Consider the following 15024-nt stretch of genomic DNA (forward strand, 5'->3'; position numbering starts at 1 on the left):
TCAATGGTCCTTCCGCAGGATTGCGACGGCATGTGCGCCGGCGCCGTAGCCCGAGACGATGCCCATGTCAGCGCCCGGCACCTGGCCCTCACCACGAACGCCGCGAAGCTGACGTACCGCCTCGACCATCAACACACCACCGGGGACGTAGGCGTGCGCCATGTGACCGCCACTGGTGTTGATCGGGATGCGGCCGCCGGGCGCGGTGGCCCCGGAATCGAAGAGCCGGGCCCCCTCTCCGCGCTCGGTCAGGCCGATGCGCTCAGCCTGGTTGATGCAGGCAATCGAGAAGCAGTCGTATATCTGGGCAAACTTCATGTCCTTCGGTGCCGCGTCAGCCATGCCATAAGCACGCTCCACCGCCTGCTTGGTCGGGAAGTCGAGCAGGTCCTCGGACTGACTCAGCACGGCCGACATCGGCTTTCTGTGGAAGCCCATGCCAATCCCGGCGGCGACCACCGGCGGCTGCGGCAGGTCGCGGGCACGTTCGACACTCGTGACGATGTACGCGCAGGCGCCATCCGTAATCAGGCAACAATCCGCGGCGCGCAGCGGCGTTGCAATCATCTGGCTCTGGAGATAGCCCTCGAAGTCGAGGGGCTTTTTCTTCTGTGCCTTATCGTTAAGCAATGCCCATTGGCGGCTGGAGCGCGCGACAGCGCTCAGCTCACGCTCGGTCATTCCATGTTCGTGGACGTAGCGCTGCGCCATGGCAGCGAAGTACACGGCCTGACCGTAGTAGCCGACCGGCATCTCGTAGTCGGCCTTGTCGGGGTCATGCTTGTGGAATTCGTAGGGGCCACCCGGCCGCGACGACTTCATCGAAGACGGCACAAGGACGGTTGTCGCCAGCCCCGCCTCGATAGCGAGCTGGGCCAGCAGGAGTCCGCCCACGGCCGACGCGCCAGCGGCGGCCTCATTGCGCGACATGAAGCCAATATTTTCGACGCCGAGCGCCTCGGCAACCTCGTCGATAGTCAGATTGTAGACGCCGACCAGCCCGTCGATGTCGCGCGGCGTCAGTCCAGCGTCGGCGAGCGCGTTGTGCGCGGCCTCGACGACCATCTCCAGCGGCGACTTCGGGCTGGCCCGCATGAAGGGTGTCTCACCGACCCCGACGATCGCTACCTTGCCGCTCTGCATATTCATGGGGCCGCCTCCTCCGCCTGCGTTCGGGCGGCCGACGGGCCGCCATTCGTGCACAAGGCTTTGTTGCATTATCGATAATCGATAGAATGCGGCGTACGGTAGCACGGGTCAAGGACGGGCCCAATCCCGCGTGGGCTGGAGTACCGGATGCGGGAACGGGCGATCGGGGAGGACTTCGAAATGTGGATCGAGCGCGAGCCGGTCACGGTCTGCACCTATACGGACGCCAATGCGCTGGCGATGCACAATGCAACGGCGGTGCAGTCGCTCGACGAGCGTGTCACGTGGAACGAACTGCACACGCGCACGAACGCGCTCGCACGACATCTGCAGGAAGCCGGCATGCGGCGCGGCGACCGGCTGGCGCTGCTGGTCGACAGCGGCGTTCCATTCGTCGAGCTTGTACTCGCGGCCCTCAAGGCCGCGATCAGCGTTGTCCCGTTGTCGCCGATGCAGACACGCGACGTGCTGGCGCGCCTGATCAACGACGCCGAGGTACGCGCCATCGCCGCCAGCCCGACGCACCTCGAGACCGCCCGGGAACTCGCTGCGTCCCGCGGCATCGGCAGGCCCCTGACACTGGTTGATCGCGGCGAGGCCGAGGGCTTTCATTCGCTGGAGTCGATACTCCGCTGCGGCGACGCGAGCGACCTGATGACATGGCCGGCGCCGGAGGACGAGTTCAACGTCATCTACTCGTCGGGCACCACGGGGCTGCCCAAGGGCATCGTGCATACCCACGAGTCGCGGCTGTTCAATGCGCTGGGCTGGGGCTACCGCTACCAGATCACGCGCGGCTCAACGATGCTCCTCACAACACCGCCGGCTACCAACGCGACCTGGGTCAACCTGATCCCGACGCTGCTCGCCGGCGGGCGTCTCGTGCTGCTGCCCAAGTTCGACGCCAACCACACCCTCGAAACCATGGAGGCGGAGGGAGTCACCCACACGCTGCTTGTTCCGACGCAGGTCAAGGCGCTGATGGACGTCCCGGATCTCGAGCGCTTCGATCTCTCCAAGCTCAGCTGCGTTGTCGTCGGCGGCTCGAAGTTCTCACGCGCGTTAAAAGAGCAGGCGTCGCAACGGCTGCCCGACCGACTGCACGAGATGTACGGAACCACTGAATGCGGCAGCACCGTACAGTACCCGAACGAGCTGCCCGAGAAGATTGAATCAGTCGGCCGTCCGATTTTCGGCGCGGAGTTCCGTGTCATTGATGACGACGGCCACGAGCTGCCGCAGAGTGAGCGCGGCGAGCTGGTGGTGCGGGGCACGACGATGATGAAGGGCTACCTCAACCGTCCCGAAGCGAACGCCGATATCATCTGGCGCGACCATCGTGGACGGATCTTCATCCGCACCGGCGACGTTGGCCGCCTCGACGCCGACGGTTGCGTCTACGTCCTCGACCGCAAGCGGGACATGATCGTCACCGGCGGTTTCAACGTCTTCGCCTCAGATCTCGAGGACGTTCTGCGAGAGCACAGGTCGGTCGACGACGTGGCCGTGGTGGCAGCGCCGCACGCGAAGTGGGGCGAAACACCAGTCGCCCTGGTCATCCCGGCCCCCGGCATCGTTCTGGACGCGGAGGATCTGCGTGCCTGGGCCAATGCCCAGCTCGGGAAGTACCAGAGGCTCGGCGCTGTCGTTGTCCGGCGCACTCCGTTCCCGCGCAATCATCTGGAGAAGGTGCTCAAGCGCCAACTGCAGAGCGAGTATGCGGACGAGTTCAGCCGCCTTTTCCCTGGCAGCTGAGGGCAGCCATCCACCCACAGGAGGTCAGACCATGCTACCGCCACCACCCGATATCGAGACCAGAGTCTTTGCCCGGGTCCCCGAGGAGTTGCAGGCCGAGGAGCGGCCGTCTCGCTGGCTCGATCAGTTGGGCCGGGTGTTGGGACGTACCGCACGCATGGGTTCGTTCCTTGAAGGCCCCTCCTTCGACCGCGATGGCAATCTTTATCTCGTCGATCTTGCCCACGGGCGCATTTTCCGCGTCTCACCCGACGCGGAGTGGAGCGTGGTCGCCGATTATGACGGCCAGCCCAACGGCCTGAAGATCCACCGTGATGGCCGCATCATCGTCACAGACCAGCAGAACGGACTGGTCGAGATCGATCCCGTCAACGGCAAGGTGACACCGTTTCTGCCAGCCGATCTGATCCACGGCTACAAAGGCGTCAATGATCTGTTCTTCGCCGAGAACGGCGACTGCTATTTCACCGATCAGGGTCAGATGACAGGCTTGCAGGACTGGGCCGGACGAGTGATGCGCTATACGCCTGCGGGTCGTCTCGAGGTCGTCCTGGACAAAGTGCCAAGCCCCAATGGACTGGTGATGAATCTCGCCGAGACAACACTGCATGTCGCAGTCACGCAGATGAATGCCGTCTGGCGGGTGCCCTTCCTGGACGGCAAGGCCGTCAAGGTCGGTGTGTTCACCTACCTGATGGCTGGTATCGGGCCGGACGGGCTGGCTCTCGACATCGAAGATAACCTTGCCATTGCTCATCCGGGCAACGGCCAGGTCTGGCTGTTCGACCCTCACGCCGTACCTATCGCACGCCTGGTTTCATGCGCAGGCAAACTGCCTACCAACGTCGCCTATGGCGGCCCTGACAACAAACAGCTTTTCATCACCGAATCGGAGACTGGGACCGTGCTGGTCGCCGACCTGCCGGTACCCGGCAAGCCAATGTACTCGCACATGTAGGCGGTCTCTCAACTCCCTCAGACAGCCTCACGACGCGGGATGGACTGAGTCACCATGTTCTCGCGGATCTCACTGATCGAGATTGTGTGCATTGTGGCGAGCGCGGCGACGGCCGCATCGGCGTCGCCGCGCTCACAGGCTTCGAGCAGAGCGCCATTCCGCTGCGTCCAGCGTGCAACATAATCGAAGAATATCGCGGGATTGGTGACGTAGCGCCCGATATTGCCGCGACAGTGATCGCAGATTTCCAGCATCCGCGACCACCCGGAGGCGGCAAGCAGCGCGCGGTGGAACGCTTCGTTGGCCCGGTACCAGACGATCGGGTCATGCTTGTTTTCCGCCATCACCGAAAAATTCCGACGCATATCCGCGAGCGTCCCGGCATCCAGGGTCGGGACCACCCGACGCGCTGCACTCTGTTCCAGGGAAGCGACAATGCAGTACATCTCGTCCAGTTCGTCGGGGCTCATGCGCGAAACGACGGCTCGGCGATGAGACTCCAGTGTCACCAGCCCTTCCGCGGCGAGGACGCGTAGCGCATCGCGGACCGGCGCCTGACTAACGCTGAACTCGGTCGCCAACCGGCCCTGCAGCAGTGGCTCTCCCGGCGCGACATCACGCGCCAGGATACGATCGCGCAGGGTGGCCGCTATGGATTCCGCCAGCGTTCGTGGTCCCGCCCGCTCCAATTTGAAACTGGACCTGTTTGTATCTGCCATACGCGACTCCGTAGCCGTTCCCTGCCGAAGCGAAATGAACGCGGTCATTAGCAGATTGTTTCGCCAAGGCGAAGCCTGTCAGGCGCCGCTCTTGGCCTGCGCCTGTGAGCTAAGCCGGCCCATGACACGGTCGCGATCCCAGGCGTTCGCGTTCCCCCAGTCCTTTACCTTTCCCCGCTCGACTTCCCGCTTGGTCGCCGAACGCGGAAAATCGTCGACGAACTCGATGAATCGCGGAATCTTGAATGCGGCCATGCGTGTCCCGCACCATTCTACGAGATCGACGGGATCAGGTGCCTCGGCTCTGGCCATCACATAGGCCTTGACCTCCTCCTCCCCGAGTTCAGAGGGGACGCCAACGACGATGACCTCCTCGACTGCTGGATGCTGGCTCAGAATATTCTCGACCTCGTAGGCGGAGATGTTCTCGCCGCGCCGACGCAGCCAGTGCACCTGGCGGCCTTCGAAGAACAAATTGCCCGCTGAGTCGAGGCGTCCGATGTCACCAGTGTGCAGCCACTGGTTCCGCATGACCTCAACCGTCAGGATCGCGTTGTTGTGGTAGCCCAGCATGAAGCTGAAGGGCACGGTCGGCCGCATGACGATTTCGCCCGAGACGTCTGCCGGCTGCGACTGGTCAAGTGCGTCGACGACTGCGACTTCGCACCAACCATGCGGCCGCCCCACGGAATCGGGTACCTGATATCCGAGCCGGTTGCTCGTCAGCATGCCACCCCCAGCCTCGGTCAATCCGTAGATATCAACGATGTCGATGCCAAAGCGCTCGGCGAAGCGCGCCGGCACCGATTCGGGAAGTTGGCCGCTGACGCCCGTGGTAATCCGAACATGGTGATCTCGTTCGCCAGGCGTCTCCTCCTGCTGCGCCAGCACGGTCATCATCGTGCCGATCGGGTCGATCACGTCGGCGTCAACCTCGATCACGCGCTGCCAATAGCCCGAGCCGCTGAAGCGGCGATCCATGACAACGGTCATGTCATTGAACAGCGGGCCAACGATGCCGAGCTGGACGCCGCCGGCATGGAACAGCGGCAATGTCGAATAGTGACGTTCTCCCGCCCGGGCCTCGAGCACCTCGCCATATCGCAGACCAGCACAGACGTGGGCGAAGTGTGGCAGCACCACGCCCTTGGGCAGCCCCGTGGTACCGCCCGTGTAAATGATCATCGCCGGATCGCCGGGACCTATGTCGGTTTCGGGCAACGCGCCGCCCTCCAGGATCAATTCCTCGAAAGGCACGACGCCATTGACCTTGCCGCATTCACCGACACCAACCAGAACAAGGTTTTCGGGCAGCTTCTCCCGGATGGCAGCAATACGATCCCAGGTCTCGTCCTCGACGACAAGCAATGTGGCGCCAGCATCACGCACCGCATAGGCAAGGTCATCGCCGCTCAGCGCCGCATTTAGGGGCGCCCATATGGCACCCACCCGGCCCGCAGCGAACCAGCCGAACAGCTGCTCTGCGCAGTTGTACATGTAGCTGGCGACACAGCCGCCCTTCTTGATGTCATGGGCGACCAAGCCGCACGCGACAGCCTGCGAAAGCCGGTCGAGTTCGGCGTAGCTCAATCGGCGGCCATATATCTCGCAGAAAAACGCGTCTCCGAAGCGCTCGGCCTTGTCGCGCAACAGCTCCGGGACCGTATTCCAAGGGATCTCTCGCCCTTTCACCAACATCAATTCTCACTCCCCTTCTGGGCTCGCTGCGCCCGCAGACTCAAACACATTGACACTAATTTATCGATAATCGATAATTTTGAAAAGCGCCGCCGGTTCCAGGCTGAGGTTCCTTTAGCGGCCAATTGAATCGAACTGTTCGGGGAAACGCGTCGCATTGATGCGAAGCGACCGTACTGACGCCCACGAGCAGGCAGATAACGTCAACAGTGGGAGGAAATTTGATGCGACGGATCATCACCGCGGCCGCCTTTGGCCTTGCGTTCGCAGCAACAAGCGCTTCGGCGGAGACAAACTGGACTGCCTACACATTCTCGCCAAGCGAGACGCTGGTGAACGTCCCCGCGATGCGAGAGCTCTTCACCGAGATCGAGAAGAAGACTGGCGGCGAACTGAAGATCAGCCTCAAGCTGGGCGGCCAACTTCCCATCAAGCACACCAACATCTCCCAGGCGGTCGGCGACAACATCGTCCAGTTCGGCGACGACGGTTTCGCCGCTGGCAATATTCCGCTCATCGGCCTGCTCAAGCTGCCGCTGCTATTGCAGAGCGAGGAAGATTTCCAGAAGGCGCGCGAGATCGCTGTCCCCTACATTCGCGAAGCCTATGCGGAGCAGGGCATCCTGCTATTGGCACCCTATTACTGGCCGGCGCAGATGGTATTTTCGACCGAGGAGTTTGACAGCCTCGACGACTTCCAGGGTCGGAAAGTGGAAACCGACTCGCCCCAGCAGTCGGCCTTCGTCGAAGCGTTCGGCGGTGCCGGCTTCTCCGTCAACTCCGCTGATGTGCCTTCGGCGCTGCAGCGAGGGACGATAGACACGGTGCTGACCGCGAGCTCCGGTGGCGGCAAGATCTGGTCGGACATGCTTGATTTCAACTACCGCATGCCCGTCACCGAGTTCCCCGCGATGCTGATCGTCAACATGGACGCCTTCGAGGCCCTGTCGAAGGAGCATCAGGAGATCGTGCTCAACGCGACGCAGGACGCGGCACCAGATGTGACTCAGGACTTCGTCGACGACGAGAAGAAGGTCGCCGCGCAGCTCGAAAAACAGGGCATGGTCATCACCGTGCCCACCGACGAAGAACTCCAGCGCGCGACAGAGGCAATGAAGCCCTACTGGGAAGAATGGGCCGAAGCTACCGGCCCCACGGCCCAGAAAGCGCTTTCTGAACTACGCGAAGCGATCGGACGCTGACCCTCTGATAGCGGGCTTGGAGCAATGGCCTCTTCGCCGGTGCATGGCACGGGAGCGGACGTGGACGGCGATGTCGCCGTCCACGGCCCGCTTACAAGCCGACTACGGCCGTTGTTCAGAGCCCAACGGGCGATAGCAGGAGCGTTTATCCTCGCCATCGTCATACTCGTAACGATCGAAGTCTTCCTGCGCTCGGCCTTCGTTTACTCGCTCGGATTCGCTCACGACGTTTCGGGTTATCTTTTCGTCGGCGCCTCGTTCCTGGGCTTCGCCGTAGCCACTGCCGACGGACGACTCTTCCGCATTGAGTTCCTGATCGGCAATGTCAGCGATACGGTACGGCGGGCGATGCAGTTTGTCTTTGACCTGCTGAGCCTGACGCTCACGCTGATCATTGACTGGCATCTCGTCATGTTCGTGATCAGCTCGTTCGAGAGGGACGTGCGCGAGGCGACGGCCCTCGGGACGCCGTTGTTCGTTCCTCAGATCATGATGCCGGTAGGTGCAACTCTGCTGGCGATCGTTTTGGCTGCCCGCCTGGCCGACACGGTCATTGTAGCCCTCGACGCGACACGCAGGGAGCGATAGCGACATGTCGCTGATCGTCCTCTTTGGTGTATTCTTGGCGCTATTGATCGCCGGAACCGCGATCCCTTTTGCCATCGGCATTGCCGCGCTGATCTCACTCTACATGCAGGGCGGCTTGATATCGTTCAATGCCCTCGGCCTGATCAGCTGGGGCAGCATGGACAATTTCTCGCTGACGGCCGTGCCGCTGTTCGTGCTCATGGCAGAGATCGTCATGCAAAGCGGCCTCAGCCATCGAGTCTATCGCGGGATGTACACGCTCGTGCGTCATCTGCCGGGCGGCCTGTTGCAGACCAACATCGCCGGCTGCGGCGTCTTCGCGGCGATCAGCGGCTCCAGCGTGGCGACCGCTGCGGCGATAAGCGCGGTGGCGCTGCCACATCTGAAGGAGCGTGGCTACAATCAGCGGCTCGCACTCGGCACGCTGGCTGCCGGGGGCACGCTCGGCATCCTGATTCCGCCAAGTGTCGCCATGATCATCTATGGCACCTTCACCCAGACTTCGATTGCGAAGCTGTTCATTGCCGGCGTCATCCCCGGCATCGTGCTGGTGCTGCTGTTCATGGTCTATGTGGCGCTTTTGGCATGGATCCGTCCGCAGTGGGTGCGCGAGGCAGCTGCGGCGCAGACAACCACCGTCAAGCCTGAAGACGAGTCGGCGGAGCTCGACATGGGCAGCGGCAGCATGCTCGGCGCCGCGAACGATCTTTTGCCCTTCGCCATTCTTATCGCTTTCGTTGTCGGCTCGCTCTACTTCGGGTGGGCGACGCCGACCGAGGCTGGCGCCATTGGCGCCGTGGGCGCGACCGTGATCGCATATATCTGGTCCCCGCACGGCTTTCGCTCGCTGTGGCCGGCGTTGGTCTCAAGCGCCCAGATCACCGGCGCGGTCCTGTTCATCGTCTACGCTGCGTTCTTGTTCTCCTACGCCATCAACCTGTCAGGTTTCCCCGGCGAGGCGGCAACCTGGTTGGTCGGGCAGGAACTCAGCCGTCTGGAGTTCCTGATCGCGCTGTTCGTCCTCTACATCATCATGGGCTGCATCATGGACAGCCTGGCGATGATCGTAATTACGATTCCACTCTTGCAACCGGTGCTGATGGCGTACGGGATCGATCTCATTTGGTTTGGCGTCGCTCTGGTGCTGCTCATCGAGTTGGGGCTGATCACGCCGCCGCTCGGACTGAACCTGTTCGTTCTTCAGAGCATCTCCAAGGGCAAGCTATCGGATGTCATCTGGGGCACGGCGCCGTTTTGCGTGATTGTCCTGATCATGCTGGCATTGCTGACCGTTTGGCCCGACCTTGCCCTTTATCTGCCATCAACGTTGGAATGACCTGTCGATACGATCGGATGGGAGATGTACATCGATGGAAAATGATCTGCCCGACTACGATGCCCTGCCATTGATCGAGCGGATCGGCATGCGTCACGCTTGGGACGTGTTCGGTCGCGACGATCAACTTGGCACGATCAATCTGCTCACGCCTGATCGCGTACTTGCTGCAATCAAGACTGTCGAGCGCGGTGAGACAATCAATCTGTCGCTGCCCCTGACCGAGCCCGACCCGCCCCTTTATGGCCGCAGGCGACTGCAGCACGAGGTCTTTTCCATCGATCGCAACAACCTGGACGACCGCATGGACTCGTTCTATCCGCAGGCCTCGAGTCAATGGGACGGCCTGCGGCATGTTCGGGCCCGGGAGTTCGGATATTACGGCGGCATGACAGAGACACCGGAGGCCGGCGGCGGCCACCTCGGTATAGAACGTTGGGCCGAGCATGGCATGTTTGGCCGCGGGGTGTTGCTGGACATCGCGGGATACTTCGAAGGCTTGGGGGAGCCGCTCGATCCGCTCGAGCCGCGCCCGATAACCGCAGACGATCTTCGTGCCACGGCCGCCGGCCAGAACGTCCGGATCGAAACAGGGGACATCCTGTGCCTGCATTTCGGCTGGATCGAGGGCTATCGCGCAATGGATCATCCCGGGCGCGAGCGCTACGCCCACGCCCCGTCCTTCCCCGGTCTCGAGGGCTCCGAAGCGATGGCTCGGCTGCTGTGGAATTGGCATGTGGCTGCGCTCGCTTGCGACAACCCGGCGGTGGAGATGATGCCGGGCGATCCGCAGGTCGGATCTTTGCATCGGCGGATTCTACCGCTGCTTGGCTTCTGCCTGGGGGAGATGCTCGACTTTTCGCGCCTCACTACCGAGCTGCGTGCGGCCGGCCGATGGACGTTTATGTTTGGGGCCGTCCCACTGAACCTGCCGGGAGGCGTCGGATCACCGGCGAACGCCATAGCGATTCTATGACCAACCGAATGAAGGCGGTTCCAGAACGGCCGCAGCTGAGTCTGGTTGGCCGCTACTCACGCATCATCTGGCGGTCGTACGATTGTGCGATCGGTGCGCCCCGGACGGAATGCGCAGTGAAGGGTGGGACTGGAGAAAAGAGATGCCACTACCCCTCGAAAAGGGTCTGAAGTTCGGTATCCAGTCGATGTACCGTCGGACCGAGCCGGCGACTTCTGCCTGGCAGCCGTCGGTGGAAGACGGCCGGACTTTCGTCGAGCTTGTCGACGCGCTTGGTTTTGATTCGCTCTGGGTGGGCGACCATCTGGCCTTCGCACTTCCCATGCTTGATCCGCTGATACAACTGGCGCAGGCAGCAACATACAGTGATCGCCTCACGCTCGGCACGGCGGTCTACCTGTTGCCGCTCAGGCATCCGGGACCGGTGGCCAAGCAAGTCGCGACACTGGATCTGCTGTCCAGCGGCCGTTTCGTTTTCGGGGTGGGCGTCGGCGGCGAGTTTGTAACCGACTACGCCGTCGCGGGAGTGCCGAGAGGCGAACGCGGCGCGCGTCTGACCGAGTCGATCGACGTGCTGCGAAAACTGTGGCGCGGAGAACGCGTCAGTCACCAGGGTCGCTACTTCAAGTTCGACGACATCCTGATGCAGCCACCGCCGCTACAGTCTGGGGGCCCTCCCATCTGGTGTGGCGGCCGGTCCGATGCGGCTTTGCACCGGGCGGGTCGCGTGGCGGAGGGTTGGATGAGCTACGTCGTGACCCCAGAGATGTACCGGGACGGACTGCGCAAGATCGAGACCACCTACGACGAAGCGGAGCGCCATCTGGCGCACTTCACCACAGCTCATCTCGTCTTCGCGCGGCTCGACAAGGACTACGAGACCGCGCTCAACAAGGCGACAGAGACCCTGTCGATCCGCTATGACATGGATTTCCGTGCGGCGGCGAAGCGGTATTGCGCACTCGGTACCGCCGACGACATTGCAGCCCAACTCAACGGATTCCATGAGGCCGGTGTTCGCCACATCGTGCTCGATCTGGTCGGCGACTACGAGGAGCGCATCGACCACATGCGCGCTTTCGCCGATTCGGTTCTGCCACGTCTACGCAGTCTCGGCAGCCAATAGCGGGCCTCTTCAGGTCAAGCAACGGCACCCTTCGAGCATGCCCCCTGCCGAACTGCAGGTGGTCGCCGCCGCCCGCCGCAGCGTGATGCTCCCGCATTCGCGTCAATGCGGCCAAGTCTTTCGTGCCTTTGCCGAGCGTTCGACACTCCGATAGGTTGCCACAACGCCTCCTCGCCTTCGAGACGGCGCCGACACCACGCGTTAGTCAGGGCAGAGGGCCATCAGATGACCGGGGCCGACCTCAGCACACCCCCGGCCTCGAGCTGCCCGATCTCTGCCGCCGACAGCCCGAGGTGCTCGGCGAGGATCTCGCCGTTGTGCTCGCCCAGATCGGGTGCGTTGCGGGAGGTCAGATCACCCCGGTCCGGGAGGCGGAACAGTGAGCCCGGAACCTTGAAGGGCCCGAGCGCCGGATCATCGATGTCGATGACGGTCTGGCGCTCGAGGAGTTGTGGATGGCGGATAGCGTCGGCGACGGTCAGCACGGGGGCGCAGGGCACGCGCTCGGCCTGCAGCCGATTGATTGCCGCCGCGTCGCTCGGCTGTTCGGCAAACCATGCCTCGATGATGCGGCGAATCTCGTCGCGGTAGGCATAGCGTGATGGGCTGTCATGGAACCGCTCGTCCTCGCCAAGGTCGGGGCGACCCATCGCCCGCAACAGCCGGCGCCACATGTCCTCGCCAACAGGCAGCAGGACGACATGCCCCTCGCGTGCCTTGAAGACGCCTGCCGGCGCGATCGCCATATGATCGGGGCCAGAGCGGCGATGTTCGATCTCGCCGCCGGACGCCGTATACGTCTCGAGGGCAACGGCATGGCCATGGAAGTAGAAGTCGAGCAACGAAACGTCGATTCTCTCTCCCCCACCGCCGCGCTTCATCCGGCCGTAAAGGGCAGCATTCAGTGCCGCGAGCGCAGATACACCGGCGCCAACATCGCCAATCGCCGCCCCGACAAAAGGCGGGGACGCGTCCGGATCGCCGATCAACGACATGATGCCGGAATAGGCTTGGCCAATATGGTCAAAGCCCGGAAGGTTGGCGAGCGGACCTTCCTGGCCGAAGGCCGAGATCTGGCACAGGATCAGGTCAGGATTCAGCGCGTGGACCACCTCCCAGCCGAGGCCGAGGCGCCCGATCACGCCGGGCGAGAAATTCTCGACCATGACGTCAGCTTTGACGACGAGCCGCTGCACGAGATCGAGGCCGCGCTGCTGGTGAATGTCCACGCAGAGGCTCTTCTTGCCCAGATTCTGCTGGATGAAATAAGCGCTTCGGCCATTGCGCAACACCGGCAGCCTACGCGCATGGTCGCCAGTCGGTGCAAGCTCGATCTTGATGACCTCGGCGCCCAGTTCGGCCAAAGCGCGGGTACAAACCGGTCCCGCCACAAACTGAGTGAAGTCGAGGACCAGAAGGCCTTCGAGCGGTCGGCTATCTAAGCTATCAACGCCCGGCGCCCGTGTCACCGTCATCGCGTGGCAGGCGCCGCCTGGCCCCCGCGCACCAGCCGGCCCGGCATGGCTCCAGTCGCCTCGCCGTTCTCGAAGGTGACTTCGCCCCCGTTAACGATGGCGCGGAAGCCTTCGGCGCGCTGCACCAGCCGCCGGCCGCCAGCCGGCAAATCGTAAACCATTTCGGGCGCACACAGACGCAGGTGCTCGAAGTCGATCACGTTGAGGTCGGCCTTGTAGCCTTCGGCAACCCGGCCGCGGTCATTCAGGCCGTAGAGCGCGGCCGTCTCCGACGTCTGTTTCCGCACCGCCGCCTCAAGGGAAATCTTCGGCCCGCGGCTCCGGTCGCGCGCCCAGTGGCTCAGCATGTAGGTCGGGGTCGAGGCGTCGCAGATCAGGCCGCAATGCGCCCCGCCGTCGGAGAGACCGAGGATGGCGTTGGGATGCGCCATCATCCGCTCGATTGCCCCGAAATCGCCTTCCGCGTAGTTGAGTGCCGGCATGAACAGGAGTTCGTGACCATCGCGCTCCAGCAACACGTCGAGCGCGACCTCCTGTGGGTCCAGGCCCTCGCGCTCGGCCTTCGCTGCGATGCTCGCCTCGGCCGGCGGCTCGTAGTCCGGCGGGTCGCCAAGGCGGAACATCCGATCGAAGCGCGTGGTGACCGTGCGCATAATGTCGCTCTTGTGACTCCGCCGCTCGCTCATCAGCTGCGCGCGGAACTCTGGGTCGCGCAACGCTGTCACCCGCTCGGCGAGCGACAGGTTGGCGATCCGCTTGTAGCTCGGGCGGCTGATAAAGGGGTTGAGACTGCTTTCCAGTCCGAGCAGAAAGCCAATCGGCCGGCCGGCAACCTGGCAAAGGACCTCCTCCCCCTCGGCCGTCGACTGGGCCATACGGTCGAGCAGTCGGGCATATTTCTGCGGATCGTCGTTCATCTGCGTGAGCAAGAACCAGACCGGCCGGCTCGAGACACGCTTCAGTCGGCGGAGCAAGCCGAAATCATCGTCCTCGTCGAGGAAGTCGAGATTGACGCCTATCGCGCCCTTGCCGGTCTCGCCAACGGCCTGTGCCAACGCCACGAGTTCGTCAGCGCCGACCCCGTAGCCTGGGATGTGTGCGCCCTTCGAGGTGCGATGGACGTCGGCGCGGGAACTGGTGAGCCCGAGTGCTCCGGCGTGGATCGCCTCGCGGACCATTCGCGTCATCGAGGAAAGGTCGTCCGCAGTCGCTGGTTCGTTGGCCGCCCCCCGGTCGCCCATTACATAGGCACGCATCGCCGCATGGGTGGCTTGGGCGCCCACGTCGATCGCCCTGGGCACTCGATCCAGATGATCGAGATAATCGGGGAAGGTCTCCCACTCCCACGAAATGCCTTCGTGCAAAGCAATGCCGGGGATGTCCTCGACCCCCTCCATCATCTCGATCAGGAAATCATGCTGGTCGGGACGGACTGGCGCAAAACCGACGCTGCAGTTGCCCATGACGATAGTGGTAACGCCGTGCCAGGACGACGGCGCAAGCTGACCATCCCATGTCGCCTGTCCGTCATAATGCGTGTGCACATCGACAAAGCCCGGGGTGATCAGTTGACCACCGGCGCGGATCTCGCGCCGGCCTGGGCCCGCCTGGCGCCCGACTTCGGCTATCCGACCGTCGCTGACTGCGACATCGCCCCGATATGCAGGCTTCCCCGTCCCGTCGACGATAAGACCATCGCGAATGACAAGATCAAACATGGTTCCTCCCCGCAACGCTGCTTGTTCCTAAGCTAGATATTAGCCGACATCGTTCTCCAGACAATGTCGGCAGCCCGCCTTCCCATCGGTCAACTTGATGCCACGGAACCTGGACAGGCTATCTTGCAGGCATTTCTGTACATTGCCGTGCACGATCCGGCCGCGTAGCCGTCTCGGCTACCGACCCGCCCGGAGGTCATCATACCGCCAGGCCGGCCGTCAGGCTCCGCTTCGCCAGCCAGCCGGCCTGACGGTAAAGCAGCCCATGCACTAACATTCCACCCGGACCAATCGCTCGGGGCTGGTCATCCCGTTTGAAATCGT

At 63.0% G+C, this 15024-nt stretch carries 12 protein-coding genes; 7 read left to right on the forward strand and 5 right to left on the reverse strand.

The features are described 5' to 3' along the window. Complete coding sequence (locus TEF_18800; GenBank protein ANK82616.1) at nt 1-1143, reverse strand: hypothetical protein; 1143 nt, start codon at nt 1141-1143, stop codon at nt 1-3. A 153-nt stretch (nt 1144-1296) separates the two neighbouring features. Here TEF_18800 and TEF_18805 point away from each other — a divergent pair, with 153 nt between their 5' ends. Together TEF_18805 and TEF_18810 are read left to right on the forward strand one after the other, a co-directional pair. Continuing rightward, entirely contained in the window at nt 1297-2904 is a 1608-nt protein-coding gene (locus tag TEF_18805; protein ID ANK82617.1) for a hypothetical protein, read from the forward strand. A 31-nt stretch (nt 2905-2935) separates the two neighbouring features. After that, a complete protein-coding gene (locus TEF_18810) occupies nt 2936-3862 on the forward strand; it encodes a gluconolactonase (GenBank protein ID ANK82618.1) in 927 nt (308 codons plus the stop codon). 17 nt (nt 3863-3879) lie between these two features. Here TEF_18810 and TEF_18815 read toward each other — a convergent pair whose 3' ends face one another. Then, the gene (locus TEF_18815) at nt 3880-4629 is read right to left on the reverse strand and encodes a hypothetical protein (protein ID ANK82619.1); all 750 of its coding nucleotides are present in this window, start codon (nt 4627-4629) and stop codon (nt 3880-3882) included. Between the two features lie 30 nt (nt 4630-4659). Next, on the reverse strand, nt 4660-6231 hold the full coding sequence (locus TEF_18820; GenBank protein ANK82620.1) for a hypothetical protein: 1572 nt from the start codon (nt 6229-6231) through the stop codon (nt 4660-4662). A 269-nt stretch (nt 6232-6500) separates the two neighbouring features. Here TEF_18820 and TEF_18825 point away from each other — a divergent pair, with 269 nt between their 5' ends. From TEF_18825 to TEF_18845, 5 genes are all read left to right on the forward strand, one after another. Beyond that, nucleotides 6501-7481: a hypothetical protein gene (locus TEF_18825; protein ANK82621.1), complete on the forward strand. Its 981-nt coding sequence runs from the start codon at nt 6501-6503 to the stop codon at nt 7479-7481. A gap of 60 nt (nt 7482-7541) precedes the next feature. Further along, nucleotides 7542-8069 (forward strand): hypothetical protein, encoded by a 528-nt coding sequence (locus TEF_18830; protein ID ANK83601.1) that lies wholly within the window; start codon nt 7542-7544, stop codon nt 8067-8069. A 4-nt stretch (nt 8070-8073) separates the two neighbouring features. Then, a complete protein-coding gene (locus TEF_18835; protein ID ANK82622.1) occupies nt 8074-9405 on the forward strand; it encodes a C4-dicarboxylate ABC transporter in 1332 nt (443 codons plus the stop codon). Nucleotides 9406-9439: 34 nt separating this feature from the next. Beyond that, entirely contained in the window at nt 9440-10381 is a 942-nt protein-coding gene (locus TEF_18840) for a hypothetical protein (protein ID ANK82623.1), read from the forward strand. Nucleotides 10382-10490: 109 nt separating this feature from the next. Continuing rightward, complete coding sequence (locus TEF_18845) at nt 10491-11507, forward strand: hypothetical protein (protein ID ANK82624.1); 1017 nt, start codon at nt 10491-10493, stop codon at nt 11505-11507. A gap of 221 nt (nt 11508-11728) precedes the next feature. Here TEF_18845 and TEF_18850 read toward each other — a convergent pair whose 3' ends face one another. Together TEF_18850 and TEF_18855 are read right to left on the reverse strand one after the other, a co-directional pair. Continuing rightward, nucleotides 11729-12982, reverse strand: coding sequence for a hypothetical protein (locus tag TEF_18850; protein ANK82625.1), 1254 nt, complete (start codon nt 12980-12982; stop codon nt 11729-11731). Then, on the reverse strand, nt 12979-14700 hold the full coding sequence (locus TEF_18855) for an amidohydrolase (GenBank protein ID ANK82626.1): 1722 nt from the start codon (nt 14698-14700) through the stop codon (nt 12979-12981). Before TEF_18855 ends, TEF_18850 begins: the two co-directional genes overlap by 4 nt. Nucleotides 14701-15024 lie beyond the last annotated feature (324 nt).

The organism is Rhizobiales bacterium NRL2 (assembly GCA_001664005.1).
GTDB lineage: Bacteria > Pseudomonadota > Alphaproteobacteria > Minwuiales > Minwuiaceae > Minwuia.